The organism is Streptococcus sp. A69 (genome assembly GCF_058556195.1).
On the sequence record NZ_JBZUJU010000002.1, the window covers coordinates 241,878 to 265,996 of the forward strand.

27 protein-coding genes are annotated in these 24,119 nt (G+C 42.2%); all 27 read left to right on the forward strand.

The annotated features are described in order from the left end of the window. The first annotated feature begins 86 nt into the window (after window positions 1-86). Window positions 87-524: a PTS sugar transporter subunit IIA gene (locus tag AC4ME5_RS05235; protein ID WP_033605825.1), complete on the forward strand. Its 438-nt coding sequence runs from the start codon at window positions 87-89 to the stop codon at window positions 522-524. Window positions 525-567: 43 nt separating this feature from the next. Next, the gene (locus AC4ME5_RS05240; RefSeq protein WP_033605824.1) at window positions 568-1,062 is read left to right on the forward strand and encodes a PTS sugar transporter subunit IIB; all 495 of its coding nucleotides are present in this window, start codon (window positions 568-570) and stop codon (window positions 1,060-1,062) included. Window positions 1,063-1,089: 27 nt separating this feature from the next. Further along, a complete protein-coding gene (locus AC4ME5_RS05245; RefSeq protein WP_033605823.1) occupies window positions 1,090-1,935 on the forward strand; it encodes a PTS mannose/fructose/sorbose/N-acetylgalactosamine transporter subunit IIC in 846 nt (281 codons plus the stop codon). Beyond that, on the forward strand, window positions 1,919-2,773 hold the full coding sequence (locus AC4ME5_RS05250; RefSeq protein ID WP_491800431.1) for a PTS system mannose/fructose/sorbose family transporter subunit IID: 855 nt from the start codon (window positions 1,919-1,921) through the stop codon (window positions 2,771-2,773). The genes AC4ME5_RS05245 and AC4ME5_RS05250 overlap by 17 nt, the downstream gene beginning before the upstream one ends. Window positions 2,774-2,863: 90 nt before the next feature. After that, window positions 2,864-3,154 (forward strand): hypothetical protein, encoded by a 291-nt coding sequence (locus AC4ME5_RS05255; RefSeq protein WP_007520704.1) that lies wholly within the window; start codon window positions 2,864-2,866, stop codon window positions 3,152-3,154. Window positions 3,155-3,331: 177 nt separating this feature from the next. After that, the gene (locus AC4ME5_RS05260; RefSeq protein WP_491800270.1) at window positions 3,332-3,793 is read left to right on the forward strand and encodes a MarR family winged helix-turn-helix transcriptional regulator; all 462 of its coding nucleotides are present in this window, start codon (window positions 3,332-3,334) and stop codon (window positions 3,791-3,793) included. Next, complete coding sequence (locus tag AC4ME5_RS05265; protein ID WP_491800271.1) at window positions 3,777-5,546, forward strand: ABC transporter ATP-binding protein; 1,770 nt, start codon at window positions 3,777-3,779, stop codon at window positions 5,544-5,546. The genes AC4ME5_RS05260 and AC4ME5_RS05265 overlap by 17 nt, the downstream gene beginning before the upstream one ends. Beyond that, window positions 5,536-7,296 carry an ABC transporter ATP-binding protein gene (locus AC4ME5_RS05270; protein WP_045617720.1) on the forward strand — a complete coding sequence of 587 codons (1,761 nt, stop codon included), beginning with the start codon at window positions 5,536-5,538 and terminating at the stop codon, window positions 7,294-7,296. The genes AC4ME5_RS05265 and AC4ME5_RS05270 overlap by 11 nt, the downstream gene beginning before the upstream one ends. Before the next feature lie 93 nt (window positions 7,297-7,389). Then, on the forward strand, window positions 7,390-7,893 hold the full coding sequence (locus tag AC4ME5_RS05275) for a phosphatase PAP2 family protein (RefSeq protein ID WP_045617718.1): 504 nt from the start codon (window positions 7,390-7,392) through the stop codon (window positions 7,891-7,893). Between the two features lie 113 nt (window positions 7,894-8,006). After that, a complete protein-coding gene (locus AC4ME5_RS05280) occupies window positions 8,007-8,453 on the forward strand; it encodes a LytTR family DNA-binding domain-containing protein (RefSeq protein ID WP_045617717.1) in 447 nt (148 codons plus the stop codon). Window positions 8,454-8,458: 5 nt separating this feature from the next. Continuing rightward, entirely contained in the window at window positions 8,459-9,133 is a 675-nt protein-coding gene (locus tag AC4ME5_RS05285; protein WP_045617716.1) for a LiaF transmembrane domain-containing protein, read from the forward strand. Window positions 9,134-9,239: 106 nt separating this feature from the next. After that, window positions 9,240-9,428, forward strand: a complete 189-nt coding sequence (gene rpmB / locus AC4ME5_RS05290; RefSeq protein WP_001140948.1) for a 50S ribosomal protein L28 — start codon at window positions 9,240-9,242, stop codon at window positions 9,426-9,428. 152 nt (window positions 9,429-9,580) lie between these two features. Continuing rightward, the gene (locus AC4ME5_RS05295; protein WP_000216435.1) at window positions 9,581-9,946 is read left to right on the forward strand and encodes an Asp23/Gls24 family envelope stress response protein; all 366 of its coding nucleotides are present in this window, start codon (window positions 9,581-9,583) and stop codon (window positions 9,944-9,946) included. Between the two features lie 2 nt (window positions 9,947-9,948). Next, window positions 9,949-11,616, forward strand: coding sequence for a DAK2 domain-containing protein (locus AC4ME5_RS05300; protein WP_084939353.1), 1,668 nt, complete (start codon window positions 9,949-9,951; stop codon window positions 11,614-11,616). A gap of 124 nt (window positions 11,617-11,740) precedes the next feature. Beyond that, the gene (locus tag AC4ME5_RS05305) at window positions 11,741-11,947 is read left to right on the forward strand and encodes a hypothetical protein (protein ID WP_000390701.1); all 207 of its coding nucleotides are present in this window, start codon (window positions 11,741-11,743) and stop codon (window positions 11,945-11,947) included. After that, the gene (locus AC4ME5_RS05310) at window positions 11,944-12,138 is read left to right on the forward strand and encodes a hypothetical protein (protein ID WP_007520695.1); all 195 of its coding nucleotides are present in this window, start codon (window positions 11,944-11,946) and stop codon (window positions 12,136-12,138) included. Before AC4ME5_RS05305 ends, AC4ME5_RS05310 begins: the two co-directional genes overlap by 4 nt. After that, window positions 12,125-13,000 carry an ABC transporter ATP-binding protein gene (locus AC4ME5_RS05315; protein WP_045617712.1) on the forward strand — a complete coding sequence of 292 codons (876 nt, stop codon included), beginning with the start codon at window positions 12,125-12,127 and terminating at the stop codon, window positions 12,998-13,000. The genes AC4ME5_RS05310 and AC4ME5_RS05315 overlap by 14 nt, the downstream gene beginning before the upstream one ends. Before the next feature lie 12 nt (window positions 13,001-13,012). Then, a complete protein-coding gene (locus tag AC4ME5_RS05320; RefSeq protein WP_084849954.1) occupies window positions 13,013-13,747 on the forward strand; it encodes an ABC transporter permease in 735 nt (244 codons plus the stop codon). A 4-nt stretch (window positions 13,748-13,751) separates the two neighbouring features. After that, complete coding sequence (locus AC4ME5_RS05325) at window positions 13,752-14,849, forward strand: sensor histidine kinase (protein ID WP_084939352.1); 1,098 nt, start codon at window positions 13,752-13,754, stop codon at window positions 14,847-14,849. A gap of 1 nt (window position 14,850) precedes the next feature. After that, window positions 14,851-15,450 (forward strand): response regulator transcription factor, encoded by a 600-nt coding sequence (locus tag AC4ME5_RS05330; protein ID WP_491800272.1) that lies wholly within the window; start codon window positions 14,851-14,853, stop codon window positions 15,448-15,450. A 318-nt stretch (window positions 15,451-15,768) separates the two neighbouring features. Further along, the gene (rpsL, locus tag AC4ME5_RS05335) at window positions 15,769-16,182 is read left to right on the forward strand and encodes a 30S ribosomal protein S12 (RefSeq protein ID WP_001142332.1); all 414 of its coding nucleotides are present in this window, start codon (window positions 15,769-15,771) and stop codon (window positions 16,180-16,182) included. Between the two features lie 19 nt (window positions 16,183-16,201). Next, window positions 16,202-16,672 carry a 30S ribosomal protein S7 gene (rpsG, locus tag AC4ME5_RS05340; protein ID WP_000087873.1) on the forward strand — a complete coding sequence of 157 codons (471 nt, stop codon included), beginning with the start codon at window positions 16,202-16,204 and terminating at the stop codon, window positions 16,670-16,672. Window positions 16,673-17,058: 386 nt separating this feature from the next. Next, complete coding sequence (gene fusA, locus AC4ME5_RS05345; RefSeq protein ID WP_096421647.1) at window positions 17,059-19,140, forward strand: elongation factor G; 2,082 nt, start codon at window positions 17,059-17,061, stop codon at window positions 19,138-19,140. Between the two features lie 330 nt (window positions 19,141-19,470). Continuing rightward, window positions 19,471-21,171 carry an acetolactate synthase large subunit gene (locus AC4ME5_RS05350; protein WP_491800273.1) on the forward strand — a complete coding sequence of 567 codons (1,701 nt, stop codon included), beginning with the start codon at window positions 19,471-19,473 and terminating at the stop codon, window positions 21,169-21,171. Beyond that, entirely contained in the window at window positions 21,164-21,640 is a 477-nt protein-coding gene (ilvN, locus tag AC4ME5_RS05355; RefSeq protein ID WP_001253806.1) for an acetolactate synthase small subunit, read from the forward strand. The genes AC4ME5_RS05350 and ilvN overlap by 8 nt, the downstream gene beginning before the upstream one ends. Before the next feature lie 90 nt (window positions 21,641-21,730). After that, window positions 21,731-22,753, forward strand: a complete 1,023-nt coding sequence (ilvC, locus tag AC4ME5_RS05360) for a ketol-acid reductoisomerase (protein ID WP_000290683.1) — start codon at window positions 21,731-21,733, stop codon at window positions 22,751-22,753. A 79-nt stretch (window positions 22,754-22,832) separates the two neighbouring features. Beyond that, window positions 22,833-24,083 (forward strand): threonine ammonia-lyase IlvA, encoded by a 1,251-nt coding sequence (ilvA, locus tag AC4ME5_RS05365; RefSeq protein ID WP_084853482.1) that lies wholly within the window; start codon window positions 22,833-22,835, stop codon window positions 24,081-24,083. Window positions 24,084-24,119 lie beyond the last annotated feature (36 nt).

Genomic DNA, 24,119 nt, shown 5'->3' on the forward strand with positions numbered 1-24,119 from the left:
ATTTGTAAAATAAAATCATCAATAAATCCTTCATCATTTAAAGCCTTACTTGGCTAAGAGCTAGAAGGAAAAAGGAGGCAGGAAAGATGAAATACCTTGTACTGGTCAGCCATGGGGGACTGGCTGCAGGCGTGCAGAGTTCCTTAAAGATGTTTGCCGGAGACAAGACGGATCAGGTCATTGCGGTTGGTCTTCAGGAAGGCGAGTCAGTTGATGATTTTGCAGTTAATTTTACTCAGGCCTTGGCTGGCTTAAGCGCTGATGACAGTGTCTTAGTTCTGGCTGATATTGTAGGAGGCAGTCCTCTGACGACAGCAGCTAGTGTCTTAGCTGACATGTGTAAGCTCGACTCAGCAGTTATCTTGGGTGGTTTGAACCTGACCATGGGATTGACTGGTTTGGTTATGAAAGACATATTAGACGGAAAAGAGCTAGCTCAGGCTATCCTTTCCGAGGCTACAGCTGCTTTGCAGGAATTTGAAGTCGTAAGTGATGCAGCTGACGAAGATGAAGACGACATTTAGTACTTCCGCCATACATTCTAAAAGATAAAAGGAGATTTTAAAGATGACAGTATCATTTGTACGGATTGACGACCGCATGATCCACGGTCAAACAGTCACTCGCTGGGCCAAGGAATACCCTTGTGATGGCTTGATTGCAGTAAATAATGCTGCAGCAGGAAACAAGGTTTTGATTCAGGCCTACAAGGGAGCTTCTGACAAGAAGACTTTTGTTTGGACCAAGGAAGCTTTCAAGGAAAAATCAGGCAAGGTCATAGAGTCAGACAGCCGCTATTTCCTCATTACGAAAAATCCTGTGGACATGAAAGAAATCCTAGTGGACCAAGGCTTTGTACCTGGTGATGTTAAGGAAATCATCATTGGCCCTGCTAATGACCGTCCTGGAGCTATTAAGCTGGGGAATAACCAGTCCATTACCCAGGAAGAGGCAGAAGCGATTGAGGCGATCGAAAAAGCAGGCTACAAAGTCAAATTCCAGCTTCTACCAGATGTTTCCATCGGTTATTGGAGCGATTTCAAGTCTAAATTTGGTTTTTAATTATAATAATAAAAAGGAGAGTCTATTATGACAATTTCTTGGCTGCAAGCCGCTTTACTGGGTCTTTTCGCTAGTTTAGCTTCTATGCCTGGTATGGGTGGTTCTAGTATTGGTAACTACACTTTGGGACGTCCTCTGGTCGGGGGCTTGATTAGCGGGCTGATTCTCGGAGACTTACAAACAGGGATTATGGTTGGGGTAGCCCTTCAGGTTCTCTACATCGCTCTAGTAACACCAGGTGGTACAGTTTCTGCTGATGTGCGGGCGATTTCTTACATTGGGATTCCTCTCGCAATCTTATTTGTTCATTCTAAAGGAATCACGTCTGAATCTGCTATCGCTGCAGCAGCTGCACCAATCGGAGCAGCAGTTGGTACTATCGGTACAGTTCTCTTCTATGGAACAGCCACTACAAACCTGATATGGCAGCACATTGGTTGGGAAGCCGTTGAAAAAGGCGAATTTAAAAAGCTTTACGCTGTTGACTGGGTTTATCCTTGGATTTCCCACTTTGTCTTCTCTTTCCTTCCAACAATGCTTATCACTAAGTTTGGCCCCGATATGGTTGAGCTGATGAAGACTCACCTGCCAATGGATGGCTTCATCATGAAATCCCTCTTTACAGTCGGAGCTCTTCTCCCATGTGTAGGTATTGCCATTCTCTTGAAACAAATCGTTACCAAGGCTGCTGACTTTATCCCATTCTTTGTGGGCTTCACCTTGGCTAAGTCACTTGGTCTTAATTTGGTTGCCAGTGCAGTTGTTTCATTGATTTTTGCAGTAATTTACTATGAATTGGAAGTAATCAAATCAGCTCGTGTGACCGCGCCGGCTGGTGGGGCTGACTTTGATGACGATGAGGAGGATATCTAAGATGGCTGAAAGAAAGAAAATAACTAAAAAGACTTTAGCGAAATCATTCCACCATTGGTACTATGGTCATTTGACTTGCTTCTCCCAAGAGCACATGCAGACTTTTGGTTACTTGACCTCTATGCTACCAATTGTGGAAGAACTCTACAAAGACAAAGCAGAGCAGAAAGAAGCTATGCAGACCTATACAGCTTTCTTCAACACAGAACCTCAGCTCGGAGCTTTGGTAGTGGGGATTACAGCTGGTTTGGAAGAAGCGCGTGCCAATGGTGATGCAGTTGATGGAGAAACTATTAATGGTATGCGTGCTGGTCTCATGGGGCCTATCGCAGGTATCGGTGACTCTTTGGTTGTCGGAACTTTAATTCCAGTTCTGCTGGGGATTGCCCTTGGCCTCTCGAAAGGTGGAAATCCTATCGGGGCTCTCTTCTATATCCTTGTTTGGAATGCTCTCATCTATGGCGGGATGCGCTTTGCCTACTTCAAAGGCTATGAATTAGGGGACAAGGCGGTAGAATTCCTTGTAGGACCTAAAGGACAGGCCCTTCGTAAGGCAATCAGTGTCATTGGTGGTATGGTTATCGGGGCAGTTGCTGCAACTTGGGTATCTGTAACGACTTCATTTGAGCTGAAAAATGCGGATGGCGAAGCCTTCTTGAAGCTACAAGAAAAGATTGACGGTGTTTATCCAGGTCTCTTAACAGCTGGCTTTATCACCCTTTGCTGGTGGCTGATGGCCAAGAAAAAAGTATCACCAAACCTTGTTATGCTCCTCTTGGTTGTCATTGCTTTGATTGGTGTAGCACTGGGCATCTTTGATCCTCAACTGAAATACTAATTCCTACTCAAGTTTCAGACTGGCAGTAAGTCCGATATGCTGCTAGTCTAGTATCAATTTGTTTGACTAAAATAAAGAATGGAGAAAATCATGACAGAACAAGAATTGATTCAAGGTTATGAAACAGAAATTCACTACCAGAAGCATATGATTGAAAATCTAGGACGCTGGTTTAGTCTCTTCTTTGTCATTGCCAGTATCGGTCTTGTTCTGATTTACTTCTTTCATGAGACTAATCTATTAGCACTGATTGCAGGAATTGTCCTAGCCCTTCTGGGTGTCTTAGCCATGCTCTTGTTTGGTTATGGCATCTACAGAGGCAGGCTCAATCTGCAAAAGGTGATCAATGATTTTGAAGCAAAACTAAAACTTGCAAGATAGACATTTAATCTAGAAAACATAATCCTAAGTGAGAAGCTCACTTGGGATTTTTTATCAAAAAATAGTTCTCTAGGAAACTTTTTTCTTGACATATTCTCTGTAAGTGGTAAAATAGTTCTCATGAAAACTAAATTAGTTCTCCAGAGAACTATATAAAATCATGAGAAGGGAGCAATCATGGACAAATCGTTGTTGATTTTTAAACGTTTTGGGTATCAGATCCACCTGATGTTGCAGAAAGAAGCCAAACGTTGCGGTATTGAATTTATGGGGGGACCGCAAGGACAGGTCCTGCAGTTTTTAGATCGTCGTGAGCATGATCAAGAATTAACGCTTATCAAGGATATTGAGACAGAACTCAATATCACCAAGTCAGTTGCTAGCAACTTGGTCAAGCGTATGGTCCAAAATGGTCTGGTCGAGTTAGAGGCCAGTCCAAGTGATAAACGAGCAAAACTTGTTCGTTTGACCGATAAATCACGATCTCAGATGCAAGAAGTTAAGGCGCTTTTTGATCGGATTGCCAGTGGCCTACTGGAAGGAATTTCAAAGGAAAAGCTAGCCGTTTTTGAAGAAGTTCTCGGACAACTACAGGCTAATGTAGAAAGAATAGGAGGAGAGAATGAAGAAACTTGCTAAACGTATTACAGGAAAAGAGTGGGGGATGATCCTACTCACTGTTCTTTTCACTTGTTTCTCGGTCTATCTCGAGTTAGAGGTACCGACCTACATTTCAGAAATAACAGAATTGATTGGAACACCGGGTACGGAGTTAGGACAACTATGGTCTCCTGCTGCCAAGATGATGGGCTTATCTCTCCTAGCCTTTCTTTCTTCTGTAACAGTTGGATTTTTTGCTTCTCGTGTTGCAGCGTCTTACACGACTCACTTGCGAAGAGATATTTTTAATCGTGTTCTAGATTTTTCGCAAACGGAAATCAAACGTTTTTCAATCCCCAGTCTTTTGACTCGAACGACCAATGATATTACGCAGGTTCAGATGCTCTTTACTATGGGCTTACAGGTAGTGACTCGTGGGCCTATCATGGCCATCTGGGCCATTGGAAAAATCCTTGGGAAGTCGGAATACTGGCTCTGGGCAGTAGTGGTGGCCGTCATTGTCAATGTCTTGATGACCACTGTTCTCATTACTCTAGCCTTTCCAAAACAATCTGTCATTCAAAAATTGACAGATAAACTCAATAGCATCACTCGCGAAAGTTTGACTGGGATTCGGGTTGTTCGTGCTTATAATGCCGAGGATTACCAAGATAAGAAATTTGAAGAAGCCAATGATGAGGTGACTCGTCTCAATCTCTTTGTCAATCGATTGATGGCGATTATGAACCCTATTATGATGGCGATTTCCAGCGGTTTGACCTTAGCCATTTACTGGATTGGTGCCTATATCATCAACGATGCAAGTTTGGCAGAACGTCTGCCACTCTTTAGTGATATGGTGGTCTTCATGTCCTATGCTATGCAGGTCGTGATGGGCTTCCTTCTCATGGGAGCACTCTTTATCGTTCTTCCTCGTACCTTGGTTTCTGCAGGACGTATCAATCAAGTATTGGATTTGCATTCTTCTATTGAAAATCCTAGTCATGCACAGACAGCGGACCCTTCAGTTCAAGGACAAGTGGAATTTCGTGATGTGACTTTCCGCTACTCTAAAAACTCTGAAGCAGTCGTGGAACATGTCACTTTCAAAGCAGAAGCGGGTCAAACTGTGGCCTTTATCGGTTCAACTGGTTCTGGTAAATCTACTCTGGTCAACCTACTACCTCGTTTTTACGATGTATCCGCGGGAGAAATTCTAGTAGATGGTGTTAATGTGCAAGATTACGACTTGGTAGACTTGCACAATAAGGTTGGCTATATTCCGCAGAAAGCAGTCCTCTTCTCAGGAGATGTTAAGGACAATCTAGATTTTGGTAAGAGCAAAGAAACTCCTCTAGGCGAAGCTGCTATGTGGCAAGCTCTGGAATTAGCCCAGTCTAAAAACTTTATCGAGGATAAGGAAGCAGGTCTGGCCTCTGAAGTAGCCCAAGGCGGAACCAACTTCTCAGGAGGTCAAAGACAGCGTTTGGCCATTGCGCGTGCCTTGGCTCGTAAGCCAGAGATTCTTATCTTTGATGACTCTTTCTCAGCCTTGGACTACAAGACAGACCGGATCTTGCGCCAAGAGCTAGCAGAGAAAACAAAATCTATGACCAAGCTCATCGTAGCACAGCGGATTTCTACCATCATGGATGCCGACCTGATCTTAGTATTGGATCAAGGTAAAGTCGTGGGGCAAGGCACCCACAAGGAACTTCTAGCTACCAATGAAGTCTACCAAGAAATTGCCTACTCACAACTATCGAAGGAGGAATTGGAACATGGAAAATAAGAAAATGTCTTTTTGGAAACACTCTAAACCTTTTCTAGCAGGTCTCCAACTTCCCCTACTAGTAGCGGTTGTAGCAGCTGTATGTTCAAGCATCATCACGGTTTATGGACCGACTAAGATAAAAGAAATCACCAACTTAATCTCAGATGGTTTGATGACGGGAATTGACCTAGAGGCTGTTTCAAGTATTGCTAGCTTTTTAGTGATTCTCTATGTACTTGGTGCTATCCTTAACTATACACAGGCCTATATCTTTTCAACAAGTATCCAACATTTTTCAAAACGCTTGCGGACGGCAATTGCTGAAAAAATCAATCGTTTGCCCCTTGGCTATTTTGATCGTCATTCTCAAGGAGATACCCTTTCGCGCGTGACCAATGACGTTGATACGGCCGCTCAATCTCTCAATCAAAGTTTGGGAACAGTACTCTCAGCTAGCTTCTTGTTGATTGCTGTTTTGGTGACCATGTTTAGCATGAACTGGATTTTAGCTCTGGTAACGGTTGTTTCTACGCTTGTTGGTTTTGCGGCAGTTTCCGTAATTATGGCTAAGTCACAAGGGTACTTTAGAGCTCAGCAAAACAACTTGGCGGCTGTCAATGGTTATGTAGAAGAAATGTATTCGGGACACAATGTTGTAACGAGCTACAACGCAGTAGACACCTCTAAAGCGAAATTTGCAGGTTTGAATCAGAACTTGCACGACAGCATCTGGAAATCTCAGTTTATCTCTGGTATCATGATGCCAGCCATGTTCTTTGTTGGGAATTTTAGCTATGTTTTGGTCATCATCGTTGGGGCCGCGCTTGCTCTAAAAGGGCATATCACTATCGGGGTTATTGTAGCCTTTATGGTCTATGTTCGTACCTTCTCACAACCCTTATCACAAATTGCTCAAGGGATTACCAGCTTGCAACAAGCCAGTGCAGCCATGGGACGTGTCTTTGAATTTCTAGGTGAAGCTGAGATGCAGGATGAATCCCATAAGGAAAGACAATTGACTGGCATGAGGGGAGAAGTGGTCTTTGATCGCGTATCCTTTGGCTATACACCAGAACGCACCATCATCCATGACTTTTCTGCGACAGCTCATGCAGGCCAAAAGGTCGCTATCGTTGGGCCAACTGGAGCTGGTAAGACAACCATTGTCAATCTTTTGATGAAGTTCTATGAGATTGATAAGGGAGGTATCCGTATCGATGGAGTCGATACCAAGAATATGAAGCGCTCAGAAGTACATGATGCCTTTTCAATGGTCTTACAAGATACTTGGCTCTTTGAAGGAACCATTCGGGAAAATCTCATCTACAATCAGACAGGTATCAGCGATGAGCGGATGATGGAAGCCAGCAAGGCTGTGGGAATTCACCACTTTATCATGACTTTGCCAGATGGCTACGATACTGTTTTGGATGACACTGTGACCTTGTCTGTTGGACAGAAACAGCTTTTGACTATCGCTCGTGCTTTGTTGAAAGATGCACCGCTCTTGATTTTGGATGAAGCGACATCCTCAGTTGACACACGTACAGAGGAATTGATTCAGAAAGCCATGGACCGTTTGATGGAAGGCAGAACTTCCTTTGTCATCGCCCATCGCTTGTCAACTATTCGTAATGCTGATTTGATTCTTGTTATGAAAGATGGTAATATTATTGAGCAAGGCAATCACGAGGAGCTGATGGCGCAAGGTGGCTTCTATGCCGACTTGTACAATAGCCAATTTACAGAAGACGAAGCAGAAGAATAAATCAAAAGAAGGCTTGACGGCCTTCTTTTTCTGCACTATACTAGAAGACAAACGTCTCACCGATAGACAAAAACAAGATAATGAGAATTATAAATGAAAAATTATCAAGAATGGTATCGAAATATCAGCTCCAGACTCACTAGTTATCCAACCCTTTTATTTCTATTACGCAGTTTCAATCGCTTGATGACAGTCTCCATGCCCCTGGCATACCTAACCTTGCTAGTCACGACTTACCTGCAGCTAGGACTGGGTCAGCAAGTTGGGGTTTATGTGCTCATCCCTGCAACAGGCTTTGTGATCTTGTCCCTTTTTCGTAAGAAAATCAATCACCCGCGACCTTATGAAACTTGGGACATCGCACCCTTACTTGACAAGGATAGTTCGGGACAGTCGATGCCCAGTCGCCATGTCTTTTCGGCAACTATCATCTCCATGGCCTGTCTGCATGCTAGTCTACTTGTTGGTTTAGTATGTTTGCTCTTTTCAGCTTTGCTGAGCTTGGTGAGGGTTTTAGGTGGTGTGCATTATCCAAAGGATGTCTTGGTTGGCTATGCTTGTGGTCTGGTGTGGGGATTCCTTTTTTTCCTATTCTGATATGTAAGTTAAGCTAGTCCTACAACCACTTACTGCTTTAAATTGACCACTTGCTTTTTTGCCCTTGTATTCCTAACTTAGCTTTGATATAGTAGAGTCAGAAAGGAGATGTAATGAAGTTACGAATTGAGATTGACGGCAATTTAGAAGAAACTGAAATTGTCATCAAGGCCCCTGATTTGACAGATGAAATTGCGGACTTGCAACGGCTCTTGCAAGAGTCAACAACTCCGAGGTTAACTTTTTACAAGGGAACAGGTGAATATTATCTAGACCTGTCAGAAATTCTCTTCTTTGAAACCGACGGTAGCAAAATCTACGCCCACACTCAGAAAGAAGCCTATGAAGTCCGTCTCAAACTCTATGAGTTGGAGACCATCTTGCCTCGCTATTTTAGCCGAGTGTCCAAGTCAACTATCGCAAACATCCGTCAGATTTACTCAGTGGACAAGTCCTTTTCAGGAACGGGCACCATTTCCTTTTATCAGACGCACAAGGAGGTTCATGTGTCACGACATTACCAGTCCCTCCTAAAAGAAAATCTAAGAAACATGAGGTAAAAGACATGAAAAAGAAAGCATTTGGTATTATTTTATTGGTTTTAGCAGCCTGGATCTTGCTGCAAGGAAATTTTGGCATTCCTTCTTTGGATGGTAAGATATGGCCTTTGCTAGGAATTGTTTTTTTTGCTTATAAGTCCATTGAGTCCATCCTCAGACGCCATCTAACTTCGGCAGTTTTTACAGGTTTACTGGCGCTCATCATTGCAAATTACGCTTATGAGTTGTTGCCAGTTACAAATCATTCTCTCATCTGGGCTAGCATCTTAGTAGTACTCGGTGTTGGTTATCTGACACATTCAAGTAAGTTCTGGCATGAGAAAAAATGGTGGTACAACGGTGAACGAACAGTCATCACAGATAAGGAAGTCACTTTTGGCAGTGGAACCTTCTATAAACAAGATCAAGATATTGTAGACGACCAAGTGGAAGTCGCTTTTGGGGACGCTAAAATCTACTATGACAATGCAGAGATGTTAGGTGATTTTGCGACTTTAAATATTGAAGTGGCCTTCGGAAATGCAACAGTCTATGTCCCACAACACTGGCGAGTCGATCTGAAAGTAGAAACATCCTTTGGTGCAGCTAAGGCAGATGCTCCTGTAGCACCAACAAACAAAACCTTGATTATTCGTGGGGAAGTTGCTTTTGGTAAACTTGGAGTTGTTTACGTTAAATAAAAAAAGTCTTCGAATTTCCTTGCCAAAATAGAGAAAGTGTGATAACATAGTACGGTATGTGGTGCTAGCACATCCGCTATATTAGATCTAATAGGAGGAAAACACAATGGCTAAAGTATGTTACTTTACAGGTCGTAAGACTGTATCTGGAAACAACCGTTCACACGCGATGAACCAAACAAAACGTGCCGTAAAACCAAACCTTCAAAAAGTTACTGTTCTTATCGATGGTAAACCTAAAAAAGTTTGGGCTTCAGCTCGTGCTTTGAAATCAGGTAAAGTTGAACGCGTTTAATAAAAATGAAAAGACCGCTTAGGTCTTTTTCTTTTGCTCTAGAGATAAAACCATTTGAAAAATAGAGTAAATATCCGCCGATACAGCATTCTGCTTTTACACTTGGGCTGAAATATGATAAAATAGAGTATCAACTAGTTGAGGTAAAAAAAATGACTGTAAAAATTAATACAAAAGATGGTCAAATCGAACTGACAGATGAAGTGATTGCAACCGTAGTAGGTGGTGCCGCAACTGAGATTTTTGGTGTGGTCGGTATGGCTAGTAAAAATGCCCTCAAAGACAATTTCCAAGCCCTCCTTGGTAAGGAAAATTATTCTAAGGGTGTTGTCGTGAAGGCAGCCGAAGATGGTAGCATCGCAGTTGATGTTTATACCGTGTTGAGCTACGGAATAAAGATAAGCGAAGTGTCAAAAAACATTCAAGAGCGTGTTCGTTTTAGTCTAGAAAATCAACTAGGAATTACTGCTCAGACTGTGAATGTCTACATTCAAAATATCAAAGTTGTAGGAGAATAATCGTGTCAAAAATTACTACCAGTTTATTCCAAGAGATGGTGCAAGCTGCATCAACTCGTTTGAATAAGCAAGCAGAATATGTCAATTCATTGAATGTCTTTCCGGTTCCAGATGGAGATACTGGGACAAATATGGGAATGACCATTGAAAATGGTGCGAAAGAAGTAGCAGACAAGCCTGCTTCTACAGTTGGAGAAGTAGCGAGCATTCTTGCCAAAGGGCTCTTGATGGGTGCGCGTGGGAACTCAGGGGTTATCACTTCTCAGCTCTTCCGTGGCTTCTCCCAAGCTATCAAGGAAAAGGATGAGTTAACAGGTCAAGACTTGGCTCTTGCCTTCCAATCTGGTGTCGAAGTAGCTTATAAAGCGGTTATGAAACCAGTTGAAGGAACCATTTTGACTGTTTCTCGTGGAGCGGCTATTGGGGCTAAGAAAAAAGCCGAGGAGACAGATGATGCTGTTGAGGTCATGCGTGCAGCCTTGGAAGGTGCAAAAGCAGCTTTGGCTAAGACACCAGAAATGCTTCCAGTCCTTAAGGAAGTTGGTGTGGTAGACTCAGGTGGTCAAGGTTTGGTCTTCATCTACGAAGGATTCCTTTCAGCTCTTACTGGTGAATACAGTGCTTCTGAAGACTTTGTAGCGACTCCTGCAAACATGAGTGAAATGATCAATGCAGAGCACCACAAGTCTGTGGCAGGTCATGTGGCAACTGAGGATATTACCTTCGGTTACTGTACGGAAATCATGGTAGCCCTCAAACAAGGTCCAACTTATTCTAAGGACTTTGACTACGATGAATTCCGTAACTACTTGAATGAACTCGGAGACTCTCTACTTGTTGTCAACGATGATGAGATCGTCAAAGTTCACGTCCATACAGAAGATCCAGGTCTTGTCATGCAAGAAGGTCTTAAATATGGTAGCTTGATCAAGGTCAAAGTGGACAACATGCGTAATCAACACGAGGCGCAAGTTGAAAAAGAAGCGACTCAAGGAAATAAGCCCGCTGAAACAAAAGAGTACGCCCTTATCGCAGTAGTAGCAGGTCAAGGCTTGGCAGATATCTTCCGTGCCCAAGGTGTGGATTATGTCATCGAAGGTGGTCAGACGATGAATCCTTCAACAGAAGACTTTATCAAGGCTGTTGAACAGGTCAATGCTCGCAACATCATCTTCTTGCCGAACAACAAAAATATCTTTATGGCAGCTCAGTCTGCGGCTGAAGTGCTTGAACAACCTGCTGTTGTGGTAGAAGCACGTACAATTCCTCAAGGATTGACGAGTCTTCTTGCATTTGACCCAAGTAAATCAATCGAAGAAAATAAAGAACGCATGACTGCAGCCCTTGGCGATGTCGTAAGCGGAAGTGTAACAACAGCCGTTCGTGATACAACTATCGATGGATTAGCAATTCATGAAAATGACAATCTTGGTATGGTCGATGGGAAAATCCTCGTGTCAAATCCTGACATGCACCAAACCTTGACAGAAACATTGAAACATATGTTGAACGAAGATAGTGAAATCGTGACTTTCTATGTCGGTGAAGACGGAAGCGAAGAACTTGCCAATGAATTGGCCCAAGAAATCGCAGAAGAATTCGAAGACGTTGAAGTCGAAATCCACCAAGGTCAACAACCTGTATACCCATATCTTTTCAGTGTGGAATAAAAATTTAATCGATTAAAAAGAAAGTTGATTTTGCAACTTTCTTTTTTTATGACATTTGTCATATTTCCTAGTGACAGAAGCATCTAGCTCCGCCAACTTCAAAAGTCTATAATTGAAGTATGAAATGGAGGAAGAAGAAATGAAAAATAAAATGATTGTCGCAGTGAGTTTAGTAGCAGCAGGAGTTATGACCTATCTCATGTTTTCAGGATTGGACGAGGGTTTCTACCATTTTCCTTGGGAGCTCTTTGCTGGCTTTGGAATGATGTCTTGGCTTGTCAGAGAAGGTTTGAAATTGGTCAGAGATGTGAAAAAGGAGTTTGAGGAATGAAAAAAGCAATCATCTATTTCTTTATCGGCCTGTCACTCTTGGTATGGTTAGTGGAAATGTTTACTGGTTGGTTTGACCAAACCTTGTTTCGCCAATTCATTCGTGGTGCCTGGGGTTTTGGATTTATGATTTTCGTCGTTTTCCCTATGGGAATGAAGTGGTTGAAAGGAGAATCTCATGACTGTGATTAAAGTTGAGAAATTAAGTAAGAAGATAAAAGACAAGGAGATCTTGCGGAACATCTCCTTTGAAATCAACGATGGTGAATGTGTCGCCTTGATCGGGCCTAACGGAGCAGGAAAAACAACCTTGATTGATTGTCTCTTGGGCGACAAGTTCATGAGCTCAGGTCAGGTCGCCATTCAAGGATTTGCGCCAACAGATCCTCGATTAAAGCAGCTTATTTCTGTCTTGCCTCAAGAAAATACGGTGGTTCAAGACTTGAAAGTGAAAGAACTCTTATCCTTCTTTCAATCAATCTATCCAAACAGTCTTTCAGACAAAGAAATTGATGACTTGCTAAGATTCTCAGACAAGCAGAAAAATCAGTTAGCGGGCAAGCTGTCTGGTGGGCAAAAACGTTTGTTCTCTTTTGTGTTGTCTTTAATAGGTCGTCCAAAAATTCTATTTTTAGATGAGCCGACTGCTGCAATGGATACCTCTACACGTCAGCATTTTTGGGAAATTGTCAATCAGTTAAAGCAAAATGGTGTCACCATTGTCTATTCTTCTCACTATATCGAAGAGGTAGAGCATACGGCTGACCGCATTTTAGTCCTTCACAAGGGTGAATTGATTCGCGATACGACGCCTTATGCTATGCGTGGTGAAGAACAAGAAAAACACTTTACGGTACCACTAACTTATCAGGAAGTTATCAGCACTTTGGACCAGATTCAAGAGCTTGAAATCAAGCAAAATGCTCTTTCCTTCACAACCAAAGAAGCCAGCCAGGTATGGAAAGTCTTGCAAGAACAGGGCTGCATGATCGAAGAAATTGAAGTTCGCAATCGAACTCTCTTAGACAGTATCTTCGAAACGACTCAAGACTAAAGGAGATTGACGATGAAAAATATGACAAGTCTCATGAAAGTGGAAATCATTCTGATGAAACGGCAAGCAGTCTACTACTTGCTATCCATCGGACTTCCAAGTGTGTTTTACCTTATCTTTTCTGGTATGATGTTAGGGTCAGATATTCCAGAAATTGCTCTTCAAGCCTATCTTTTTGCCATGACGCTCTTTAGTATCATGTCAAGTGCTTTTTTCAGTATCCCAAGCACACTCGAGTCTGATAAGACGAACAACTGGCAAAAATTGATTCAACATTCTCCTGTTTCTATGGTAGAATATTATGTATCAAAACTGTTCAGCACTCTGCTAACTTTCTTGTTATCAATTATAGTTGTCTTTTCAGTAGGTCATTTTGTCCGCGGGGTTACTCTACCTTGGATTGACTGGTTGGTGATTGGAGTTATGTTGCTGGTCGGAAGCGTGGTCTTTATCAGCATGGGGGTCTTGGTGAGCTTGCTTCCTAGTGCTCAATTGATGACGGTTATTGGAAATATTGCCTATATTGCTTTGGCTGTCCTAGGTGGACTCTGGTTCCCTTTGAGTTCCTTCCCAGAATGGCTCCAATCCATTGGAAAACTGACCCCAACCTATCAACTGATGCAGGTTGTCTCTACTTATTTGGAGCACCACGAATTTAATATTCTTGCTGCCTTGGTTGTACTAGGTTATACAGTTTTCTTTGGTGTACTGGTAATCCAGCTGAAAAAACGGATTGAGGTAAAATAAATCTATGTTGGAAAAATTTAAAAACATTCATTATATGTTTCATATTTCAATTGTGTTTATCATCTTTCCTATAGCGGGTGTTATCGTTGGAGATTACCCGCTTTTAACCTTGCTATGGACCCTACTATTTGTACTTGCCTTCTATTCGGTTTTAGCCAGTCAGAGTCGCACTGTGCTGTGGATGGCTTGGTGGATCATGCTTGCCTACATTTTTTATACATCGGTTTGGCTGAGTTCGGGTTTCACCTGGTTTATCTTCTATTTATCCAATCTCCTTATTTATGAGCTGGATGAGATTTCTTTTCACTCTTGGCGTTTTGTCAGTTTTGTTGTCTTGCAACCGTTCATTCTGACCGGAATCTATATGGTCAATCATGTTAGTCCCTGGGACCTCCTCTTTTTCTTGGTGACCTTTGTCTTTTCCGATGCACTGACCTTTGGTCTTTATCGAATTCGAGTGTCGGAGGAAATAAAAGAAGAAAAGATGAAACAAAATGCTAAGCTTAATCTTTTCTTGGCTGAAAATGAACGCAATCGTATCGGTCAGGATCTCCATGATAGTCTAGGTCATACCTTTGCTATGTTGAGTGTGAAGACGGACCTTGCCCTCCAACTTCTTCAGATGCAGGCTTATCCACAGGTGGAAAAGGAATTAAGAGAAATACAGCAAATTAGCAAAGAATCAATGCGTGAAGTTCGAACCATTGTGGAAAATCTTAAGTCTAGAACTCTGACATCAGAACTAGAGACTGTGAAAAAGATGTTAGAAATTGCTGGAATTGAGGTGGAAATAGCTAATCAACTAGATACAGCTAGCTTAACTCAAGAATTGGAGTCAACAGCTTCCATGATTTTGCTTGAGTTAGTGACCAATATCATCAAACACGCCAAAGCGTCTAAAGCCTACTTAAAATTAGAACGGACAGAGAAAGAACTCATTTTAACAGTCAGAGATGATGGCTGTGGCTTTGCTTCTCTAAAAGGGGATGAACTCCATACCGTTCGAGACCGTGTCCTTCCTTTTTCAGGAGAAGTAAAGGTGATCAGTCAGAAACATCCGACTGAAGTGCAGGTTCGGCTACCTTATAAGGAGAGAAACTAAGATGAAATTACTTGTTGCAGAAGATCAAAGTATGTTGCGAGATGCTATGTGCCAGTTGCTTACCTTTCAACCAGATGTAGATTCTGTCCTACAAGCCAAGGATGGCCAAGAAGCAATCCAACTTTTAGAAAAAGAGTCTGTCGATATCGCCATTCTTGACGTAGAAATGCCTGTTAAGACAGGCCTCGAAGTCTTGGAGTGGATACGAGCAGAAAAGCTAGAAACAAAGGTGGTTGTGGTGACGACCTTCAAACGCCCTGGCTATTTTGAACGTGCGGTCAAGGCTGGAGTGGATGCTTATGTCTTAAAAGAAAGAAGCATTGCAGACCTCATGCAAACCTTGCACACTGTTCTTGAAGGACGTAAGGAATATTCGCCTGAATTGATGGAAGTGGTGATGGCGCACCCCAATCCGTTAACAGAGCAAGAAATCGCTGTTTTAAAGGGAATCGCTCGGGGCTTGTCTAATCAAGAAATCGCAGACCAACTCTATCTATCAAATGGAACCGTCCGAAACTATGTCACCAATATTCTTTCGAAACTAGATGCTGGTAATCGAACAGAGGCAGCCAATATTGCAAAAGAGTCTGGTTGGCTTTGATAAGAAGGGTTAAAAAATTCCGAAATGACAACTTGAATCAAAGGAAAACTATACTAGAAAGGAGGAGGCAAATTGCCTCCTTTTCTGGTTTAGAAAAGGGGTGAAAGCTAGTATCAAAGAGTGAAAAGATTAGAATAAAAATGAAAAATATCTTGACAATGAAGGAAAAATTGTGTTACAATAATAGACGGTACTTTTTACTTTTGGTCTCTCAAAAGTGTACAGGGACGTGCTGACAAATGTTGCAAAAGTACACACAGATGGTAGCTGTCACCAAGTGTATCATCACCAAAAATAAAAAAACACAGGAGAATGTAGATGCCTACAATTAACCAATTGGTTCGCAAACCGCGTAAATCAAAAGTAGAAAAATCTAAATCACCAGCTTTGAACGTTGGTTACAACAGTCATAAAAAAGTTCAAACAAACGTTTCTTCACCACAAAAACGTGGTGTTGCAACTCGTGTTGGAACAATGACCCCTAAGAAACCTAACTCTGCCCTTCGTAAATTTGCTCGTGTACGTTTGAGCAACCTTATCGAAGTTACTGCCTACATCCCAGGTATCGGACACAACTTGCAAGAACACAGCGTGGTGCTTCTTCGCGGTGGACGTGTAAAAGACCTTCCAGGGGTACGTTACCATATCGTACGTGGTGCACTTGATACTGCAGGTGTTAACGATCGTAAACAAGGCCGTTCTAAATACGGTACTAAACGTCCAAAAGCATAAGGAAAGGGGATAAAGAGAAATGAGTCGTAAAAATAGAGCTCCAAAACGTGACGTATTGCCAGATCCGCTTTACAATTCACAACTAGTTACTCGTCTTATCAACCGCGTTATGCTTGATGGTAAACGTGGTACAGCTGCTTCAATCGTTTACGGTGCTTTTGAGCAAATCAAAGAAGCTACTGGCAACGATGCACTTGAAGTATTTGAAACAGCTATGGAAAACATCATGCCTGTACTTGAAGTACGTGCACGTCGTGTTGGTGGATCTAACTACCAAGTCCCAGTTGAAGTTCGTCCAGAACGTCGTACAACACTTGGACTTCGTTGGTTGGTAACCATCGCTCGCCTTCGTGGTGAACACACAATGCAAGACCGTCTTGCAAAAGAAATCTTGGATGCTGCGAACAACACAGGTGCAGCAGTTAAGAAACGTGAAGACACTCACCGTATGGCTGAAGCTAACCGTGCCTTCGCACACTTCCGTTGGTAATATAGGATGCGAAAGCGTTAAGAAAGTCCCAGAGAAAATAGGGAATCAAAGCAGGTTGCGATTGCAACCAATGAGATTCATCTTTTTCTCCAGACTTTTAGCTTGAGCTCAACTAAGATACTAAGGGCGTTAGAAAAGCGATTGAAAATTAGGAAGCTTGACGAAGAATCGAAGATTCTAGGAAAGTTTATCTATTTTCCGAGCTTTTAGCCCGGGTTCAATTGAGCTCGGTCCGCTCTTAGGTTCAACTCAACTTCCCATCTCACAAGTTGAAACCAACAAAAACAAGATAAACATTGAGAACGGGTAGGTCCTGCCTATCCGTTTTTATTAAAATCGTGTTATAATAGAATAGAAATCAAAAATAAATAGGAGAAACAAACCTCATGGCACGCGAATTTTCACTTGAAAAAACTCGTAATATCGGTATCATGGCTCACGTCGATGCCGGTAAAACAACAACTACTGAGCGTATTCTTTACTACACTGGTAAAATCCACAAAATCGGTGAAACTCACGAAGGTGCGTCACAAATGGACTGGATGGAGCAAGAGCAAGAACGTGGTATCACTATCACATCTGCTGCGACAACAGCTCAATGGAACAACCACCGCGTAAACATCATCGACACACCAGGGCACGTGGACTTCACAATTGAAGTACAACGTTCTCTTCGTGTATTGGACGGTGCGGTTACTGTTCTTGACTCACAATCAGGTGTTGAGCCTCAAACTGAAACAGTTTGGCGTCAAGCAACTGAGTACGGAGTTCCACGTATCGTATTTGCCAACAAAATGGACAAAATCGGTGCTGACTTCCTTTACTCTGTAAGCACACTTCACGATCGTCTTCAAGCAAATGCACACCCAATTCAATTGCCAATCGGTGCTGAAGATGACTTCCGTGGTATCATCGACTTGATCAAGATGAAAGCTGAAATCTATACAAACGACCTTGGTACAGATATCCTTGAAGAGGATATTCCAGCTGAATATCTTGAACAAGCACAAGAATACCGTGAAAAATTGATCGAAGCAGTTGCTGAAACTGACGAAGAATTGATGATGAAATATCTCGAAGGTGAAGAAATCACTAACGAAGAATTGAAAGCGGGTATCCGTAAAGCGACTATCAACGTTGAATTCTTCCCAGTATTGTGTGGTTCTGCCTTCAAGAACAAAGGTGTTCAATTGATGCTTGATGCGGTTATCGACTACCTTCCAAGCCCACTTGATATCCCAGCGATCAAAGGTATTAATCCAGATACAGACGAAGAAGAAACTCGTCCAGCATCTGACGAAGAGCCATTCGCAGCTCTTGCCTTCAAGATTATGACAGACCCATTCGTAGGTCGTTTGACCTTCTTCCGTGTATACTCAGGTGTTCTTCAATCAGGTTCATACGTGTTAAACACATCTAAAGGTAAACGTGAACGTATCGGACGTATCCTTCAAATGCACGCTAACAGCCGTAAAGAAATCGACACAGTTTACTCAGGTGATATCGCTGCTGCCGTTGGTTTGAAAGATACGACAACTGGTGACTCATTGACTGATGAAAAAGCTAAAATCATCCTTGAATCAATCGACGTTCCAGAACCAGTTATCCAATTGATGGTTGAGCCAAAATCTAAAGCAGACCAAGACAAGATGGGTATTGCCCTTCAAAAATTGGCTGAAGAAGATCCAACATTCCGTGTTGAAACAAACGTTGAAACTGGTGAAACAGTTATCTCTGGTATGGGTGAGCTTCACCTTGACGTCCTTGTTGACCGTATGCGTCGTGAGTTTAAAGTTGAAGCGAACGTAGGTGCTCCTCAAGTATCTTACCGTGAAACATTCCGCGCTTCCACTCAAGCACGTGGATTCTTCAAACGTCAGTCTGGTGGTAAAGGTCAATTCGGTGATGTATGGATTGAATTTACTCCAAACGAAGAAGGTAAAGGATTCGAATTCGAAAACGCAATCGTCGGTGGTGTGGTTCCTCGTGAATTTATCCCAGCGGTTGAAAAAGGACTTGTAGAAGCAATGGCTAACGGTGTCCTTGCAGGTTACCCAATTGTTGACGTTAAAGCTAAACTTTACGATGGTTCATACCACGATGTCGACTCATCTGAAACTGCCTTCAAGATTGCTGCATCTCTTGCACTTAAAGAAGCTGCTAAGACTGCACAACCAGCTATCCTTGAACCAATGATGCTTGTAACTATCACTGTTCCAGAAGAAAACCTTGGTGATGTTATGGGTCACGTAACTGCTCGTCGTGGACGTGTAGATGGTATGGAAGCACACGGTAACAGCCAAATCGTTCGTGCTTACGTTCCACTTGCTGAAATGTTCGGCTACGCAACAGTTCTTCGTTCTGCATCTCAAGGACGTGGTACATTCATGATGGTATTTGACCACTATGAAGATGTACCTAAGTCAGTACAAGAAGAAATCATTAAGAAAAACAAAGGTGAAGAATAATCTCTCTTCGCAATAGAAGGAAGTCACTTAGTGGCTTCCTTTTTTATTATCTTTATTACACGCATATTTGCTGAATATATTATGGAAATTTAGGAATTAAATGAAAATCTTGCCAACTTCCATCCCATGTACGAAGAAATTAGACTGATTTAATAAATGAAAGCAGGGGAAAGTTCCTTATTTTGATGATATGTTAATAAAAATGATAAAAAAGTTCATAAATACACTTTTAGATAGAAAATTCAGAAAATTGCTTCTTTTGTCTTGAAAATTTTTGAAAAAATGGTATGATAGTAACAAGCTATTTTTAAGAGAAGAGAAAGGGGAACAATGGAGAAAATCAGTTTAGAATCTCCTAATACGGGATCGGACCTAGTTTTGGAAACACTTCGCGACTTAGGAATTGATACCATATTTGGCTATCCTGGTGGTGCAGTCTTGCCTTTGTATGATGCGATATATAATTTTAAAGGCATTCGCCACATTTTAGGACGCCATGAGCAAGGTTGTTTGCACGAAGCTGAAGGATATGCCAAATCAACTGGAAAGTTGGGTGTTGCCGTCGTCACGAGCGGACCGGGAGCGACAAATGCCATTACAGGGATTGCAGATGCCATGAGCGATAGCGTTCCCCTTTTGGTCTTTACGGGTCAGGTGGCGCGAGCAGGGATTGGAAAGGATGCCTTTCAGGAGGCGGATATCGTGGGAATTACCATGCCAATCACTAAGTACAATTACCAAGTTCGTGAGACGGCAGATATTCCTCGCATCATTACGGAAGCTGTTCATATCGCAACGACAGGTCGTCCAGGGCCTGTCGTGATTGACCTACCAAAAGACGTATCTGCCTTAGAGACAGATTTCATCTATTCACCCGAAGTGAATTTACCAAGCTATCAGCCGACTCTGGAGCCAAATGACATGCAAATCAAGAAGATCTTGAAGCAATTGTCAAAAGCCAAGAAACCTGTTTTATTAGCAGGTGGTGGAGTTAGTTATGCAGAAGCAGCTACAGAACTCAATGAGTTTGCTGAACGCTACCAAATCCCAGTAGTAACCAGTCTTTTAGGGCAAGGTACGATTGCAACGAATCATCCGCTCTTTCTTGGAATGGGAGGCATGCACGGGTCTTTCGCGGCTAATATTGCCATGACGGAAGCCGACTTTATGATTAGTATTGGTTGTCGTTTCGATGATCGCTTGACCGGAAATCCTAAGACCTTTGCTAAAAATGCCAAGGTTGCTCATATCGACATTGATCCAGCCGAGATTGGTAAGATTATCAGAGCAGATATTCCTGTGGTGGGCGATGCTAAGAAAGCCTTGCAGATGCTGTTGGCAGAACCAACTGTTCATAACAATACTGAGAAATGGATTGAAAAAGTCACCAAGGACAAGAATCGAGTTCGTTCTTATGATAAGAAAGAACGTGTGGTTCAACCTCAGGCTGTTATTGAATGCATCGGTGAGTTGACGAATGGAGATGCCATTGTTGTAACTGACGTTGGTCAACACCAAATGTGGACGGCTCAGTATTATCCTTACCAAAATGAGCGCCAGTTAGTCACTTCAGGTGGTTTAGGTACCATGGGATTTGGAGTTCCTGCAGCTATCGGAGCTAAGATTGCCAATCCGGAAAAAGAAGTCATCCTTTTTGTTGGTGATGGTGGCTTCCAGATGACCAATCAGGAACTAGCTATTTTGAACATTTACAAGGTACCGATTAAGGTTGTCATGTTGAATAACCACTCCCTAGGAATGGTTCGTCAGTGGCAGGAATCCTTCTATGAGGGTAGAACTTCCGAGTCAGTCTTTGATACACTTCCTGATTTCCAGTTGATGGCACAGGCTTACGGCATCAAAAACTATAAATTTGATAATCCGGAGACGCTAGAGAAGGATCTAGAAGTCATTCTGGAGGATGTGCCCATGTTTATCGAGGTGGATATTTCTCGTAAGGAACAGGTTTTACCGATGGTACCAGCTGGTAAGAGCAATCATGAGATGTTGGGGGTGAAGTTCCATGCGTAGAATGTTAACAGCAAAACTACAAAATCGTTCAGGAGTCCTCAATCGTTTTACAGGTGTCCTTTCACGTCGCCAAGTCAATATTGAGAGTATCTCAGTTGGTGCGACAGAGAATCCTGATGTATCACGAATTACCATCATTATCGATGTAGCTTCACACGATGAAGTAGAGCAAATCATTAAACAGCTGAATCGTCAGATTGATGTGATTCGCATTCGAGATATCACAGATAAACCACACTTGGAAAGAGAAGTTATCTTGGTAAAAGTATCTGCTCCTGCTGAAAAGCGTGCAGAAATCTTGGCCATTATCCAACCTTTCCGTGCAACGGTAGTAGATGTGGCTCCAAGCTCCATCACTATTCAGATGACTGGAAATGCTGAAAAGAGTGAAGCTTTATTGCGAGTGATTCGACCATATGGTATCAAAAATATCGCTCGTACGGGTGCAACTGGATTTACCCGCGACTAATACTCTTTGATTTTTATTGAGTATAAAATCCAGCATAAATTTGTTAAACCAGCCTAAAAGGCAATAAATAATAGAAAAGAGAGAAAAACTATGGCAGTTCAAATGGAATACGAAAAAGATGTTAAAGTAGCAGCGCTTGACGGTAAAAAAATCGCCGTAATCGGTTATGGTTCACAAGGACATGCGCATGCGCAAAACTTGCGTGATTCAGGTCGTGATGTCATCATCGGTGTGCGCCCAGGTAAATCTTTTGACAAAGCAAAAGAAGATGGTTTTGACACTTACACAGTAGCAGAAGCAACTAAATTGGCTGACGTTATCATGATCTTGGCACCAGATGAAATCCAACAAGAATTGTACGAAGCAGAAATCGCTCCAAACTTGGAAGCAGGAAATGCAGTTGGATTTGCCCATGGTTTCAACATCCACTTTGAATTTATCAAAGTTCCTGCAGATGTAGATGTCTTCATGTGTGCTCCTAAAGGACCAGGACACTTGGTACGTCGTACTTACGAAGAAGGTTTTGGTGTTCCAGCTCTTTATGCAGTATACCAAGACGCTACAGGAAATGCGAAAAATATTGCTATGGACTGGTGTAAAGGTGTTGGAGCAGCTCGTGTTGGTTTGCTTGAAACAACTTACAAAGAAGAAACTGAAGAAGATTTGTTTGGTGAACAAGCTGTACTTTGTGGTGGTTTGACTGCCCTTATCGAAGCAGGTTTTGAAGTCTTGACAGAAGCAGGATACGCCCCAGAATTGGCTTACTTTGAAGTTCTTCATGAAATGAAATTGATCGTTGACTTGATCTATGAAGGTGGATTCAAGAAAATGCGTCAATCAATTTCTAACACTGCTGAATACGGTGACTATGTATCAGGTCCACGTGTGATTACTGAGCAAGTCAAAGAAAATATGAAAGCTGTTTTGGCAGATATCCAAAATGGTAAATTTGCAAATGACTTTGTAAATGACTACAAGGCTGGACGTCCAAAATTGACTGCTTACCGTGAACAAGCAGCTAACCTTGAAATTGAAAAAGTTGGTGCTGAATTGCGTAAAGCAATGCCTTTCGTTGGTAAAAACGACGACGACGCATTCAAAATCTACAACTAATTCTTGTGAAGAAAAACAGAAGGCGAGTTGGGGGTACCTAACTCGCTTTTTATCTTAAAAAGTATTTGAGGAGGAGACAATGCTAAGTGCAAAAGACGTGGTGAAAGCCCACAAAGTATTGAGTGGTGTAGTAGTCAATACTCCGCTTGATTATGATCATTATTTATCGGAGAAGTATGGTGCTAAGATTTATTTGAAGAAGGAGAATGCCCAGCGTGTTCGTTCCTTTAAGATTCGCGGAGCCTATTATGCCATCTCTCAACTATCAAAAGAAGAACGTGAGCGTGGTGTAGTCTGTGCCTCTGCAGGAAATCACGCCCAAGGTGTCGCCTATACTTGTAATGAGATGAAAATTCCTGCAACCATCTTTATGCCCATCACAACACCGCAACAAAAGATTGGACAGGTCCGCTTTTTTGGTGGTGATTTTGTGACAATTAAGTTAGTTGGGGATACCTTTGATGCTTCTGCTAAGGCAGCACAAGAATTTACAGTTTCTGAAAACCGCACCTTCATTGATCCTTTTGATGATGCGCATGTTCAGGCTGGTCAAGGGACTGTCGCTTATGAGATTCTTGAAGAAGCCCGTAAAGAGTCTATTGATTTTGATACAGTACTTGTACCAGTAGGCGGTGGTGGATTGATTGCCGGTGTTTCAACTTACATCAAGGAAACCAACCCGACTATTGAAGTGATTGGGGTAGAAGCCAATGGAGCCCGCTCTATGAAAGCTGCCTTTGAGGCTGGGGGACCAGTTAAACTCAAAGAAATTGATAAGTTTGCTGATGGGATAGCTGTACAGAAAGTTGGACAGTTGACCTATGAAGCGACCCGAAAGAATGTTGAAACGCTGATTGGGGTGGACGAGGGATTGATTTCTGAAACCTTGATTGATCTTTATTCCAAACAAGGTATTGTAGCAGAACCAGCCGGAGCTGCCAGCGTTGCAGCCTTGGAAGTTTTATCAGACTATATCAAAGGCAAGACGATTTGTTGTATTATTTCTGGAGGAAATAACGATATCAACCGCATGCCAGAGATGGAAGAACGTGCCTTGATTTACGATGGAATCAAGCATTACTTTGTAGTGAATTTCCCACAGCGTCCAGGAGCTCTCCGAGAGTTTGTAAATGACATTTTGGGGCCAAATGATGACATCACTCGTTTTGAATATATCAAACGAGCAAGCAAGGGGACAGGCCCTGTATTGATTGGGATTGCTCTTGCCAATAAGCATGATTATGCTGGATTGATTCATCGTATGGAAAAGTTTGACCCGTCTTATATTAATTTGAATGGAAACGAAACATTGTATAACATGTTAGTTTAAACTAAAATAAAATTATTATCATATTATTTGCGTAAT

What these genes read in the sequence shown, in the direction of transcription:
- AC4ME5_RS05235 (WP_033605825.1), top strand. Translation starts at nt 87, where the DNA reads ATGAAATACCTTGTACTGGTCAGCCATGGGGGACTGGCTGCAGGCGTG.
- AC4ME5_RS05240 (WP_033605824.1), top strand. Translation starts at nt 568, where the DNA reads ATGACAGTATCATTTGTACGGATTGACGACCGCATGATCCACGGTCAA.
- AC4ME5_RS05245 (WP_033605823.1), top strand. Translation starts at nt 1,090, where the DNA reads ATGACAATTTCTTGGCTGCAAGCCGCTTTACTGGGTCTTTTCGCTAGT.
- AC4ME5_RS05250 (WP_491800431.1), top strand. Translation starts at nt 1,919, where the DNA reads ATGAGGAGGATATCTAAGATGGCTGAAAGAAAGAAAATAACTAAAAAG.
- AC4ME5_RS05255 (WP_007520704.1), top strand. Translation starts at nt 2,864, where the DNA reads ATGACAGAACAAGAATTGATTCAAGGTTATGAAACAGAAATTCACTAC.
- AC4ME5_RS05260 (WP_491800270.1), top strand. Translation starts at nt 3,332, where the DNA reads ATGGACAAATCGTTGTTGATTTTTAAACGTTTTGGGTATCAGATCCAC.
- AC4ME5_RS05265 (WP_491800271.1), top strand. Translation starts at nt 3,777, where the DNA reads ATGAAGAAACTTGCTAAACGTATTACAGGAAAAGAGTGGGGGATGATC.
- AC4ME5_RS05270 (WP_045617720.1), top strand. Translation starts at nt 5,536, where the DNA reads ATGGAAAATAAGAAAATGTCTTTTTGGAAACACTCTAAACCTTTTCTA.
- AC4ME5_RS05275 (WP_045617718.1), top strand. Translation starts at nt 7,390, where the DNA reads ATGAAAAATTATCAAGAATGGTATCGAAATATCAGCTCCAGACTCACT.
- AC4ME5_RS05280 (WP_045617717.1), top strand. Translation starts at nt 8,007, where the DNA reads ATGAAGTTACGAATTGAGATTGACGGCAATTTAGAAGAAACTGAAATT.
- AC4ME5_RS05285 (WP_045617716.1), top strand. Translation starts at nt 8,459, where the DNA reads ATGAAAAAGAAAGCATTTGGTATTATTTTATTGGTTTTAGCAGCCTGG.
- rpmB (WP_001140948.1), top strand. Translation starts at nt 9,240, where the DNA reads ATGGCTAAAGTATGTTACTTTACAGGTCGTAAGACTGTATCTGGAAAC.
- AC4ME5_RS05295 (WP_000216435.1), top strand. Translation starts at nt 9,581, where the DNA reads ATGACTGTAAAAATTAATACAAAAGATGGTCAAATCGAACTGACAGAT.
- AC4ME5_RS05305 (WP_000390701.1), top strand. Translation starts at nt 11,741, where the DNA reads ATGGAGGAAGAAGAAATGAAAAATAAAATGATTGTCGCAGTGAGTTTA.
- AC4ME5_RS05310 (WP_007520695.1), top strand. Translation starts at nt 11,944, where the DNA reads ATGAAAAAAGCAATCATCTATTTCTTTATCGGCCTGTCACTCTTGGTA.
- AC4ME5_RS05315 (WP_045617712.1), top strand. Translation starts at nt 12,125, where the DNA reads ATGACTGTGATTAAAGTTGAGAAATTAAGTAAGAAGATAAAAGACAAG.
- AC4ME5_RS05320 (WP_084849954.1), top strand. Translation starts at nt 13,013, where the DNA reads ATGAAAAATATGACAAGTCTCATGAAAGTGGAAATCATTCTGATGAAA.
- AC4ME5_RS05325 (WP_084939352.1), top strand. Translation starts at nt 13,752, where the DNA reads ATGTTGGAAAAATTTAAAAACATTCATTATATGTTTCATATTTCAATT.
- AC4ME5_RS05330 (WP_491800272.1), top strand. Translation starts at nt 14,851, where the DNA reads ATGAAATTACTTGTTGCAGAAGATCAAAGTATGTTGCGAGATGCTATG.
- rpsL (WP_001142332.1), top strand. Translation starts at nt 15,769, where the DNA reads ATGCCTACAATTAACCAATTGGTTCGCAAACCGCGTAAATCAAAAGTA.
- rpsG (WP_000087873.1), top strand. Translation starts at nt 16,202, where the DNA reads ATGAGTCGTAAAAATAGAGCTCCAAAACGTGACGTATTGCCAGATCCG.
- fusA (WP_096421647.1), top strand. Translation starts at nt 17,059, where the DNA reads ATGGCACGCGAATTTTCACTTGAAAAAACTCGTAATATCGGTATCATG.
- AC4ME5_RS05350 (WP_491800273.1), top strand. Translation starts at nt 19,471, where the DNA reads ATGGAGAAAATCAGTTTAGAATCTCCTAATACGGGATCGGACCTAGTT.
- ilvN (WP_001253806.1), top strand. Translation starts at nt 21,164, where the DNA reads ATGCGTAGAATGTTAACAGCAAAACTACAAAATCGTTCAGGAGTCCTC.
- ilvC (WP_000290683.1), top strand. Translation starts at nt 21,731, where the DNA reads ATGGCAGTTCAAATGGAATACGAAAAAGATGTTAAAGTAGCAGCGCTT.
- ilvA (WP_084853482.1), top strand. Translation starts at nt 22,833, where the DNA reads ATGCTAAGTGCAAAAGACGTGGTGAAAGCCCACAAAGTATTGAGTGGT.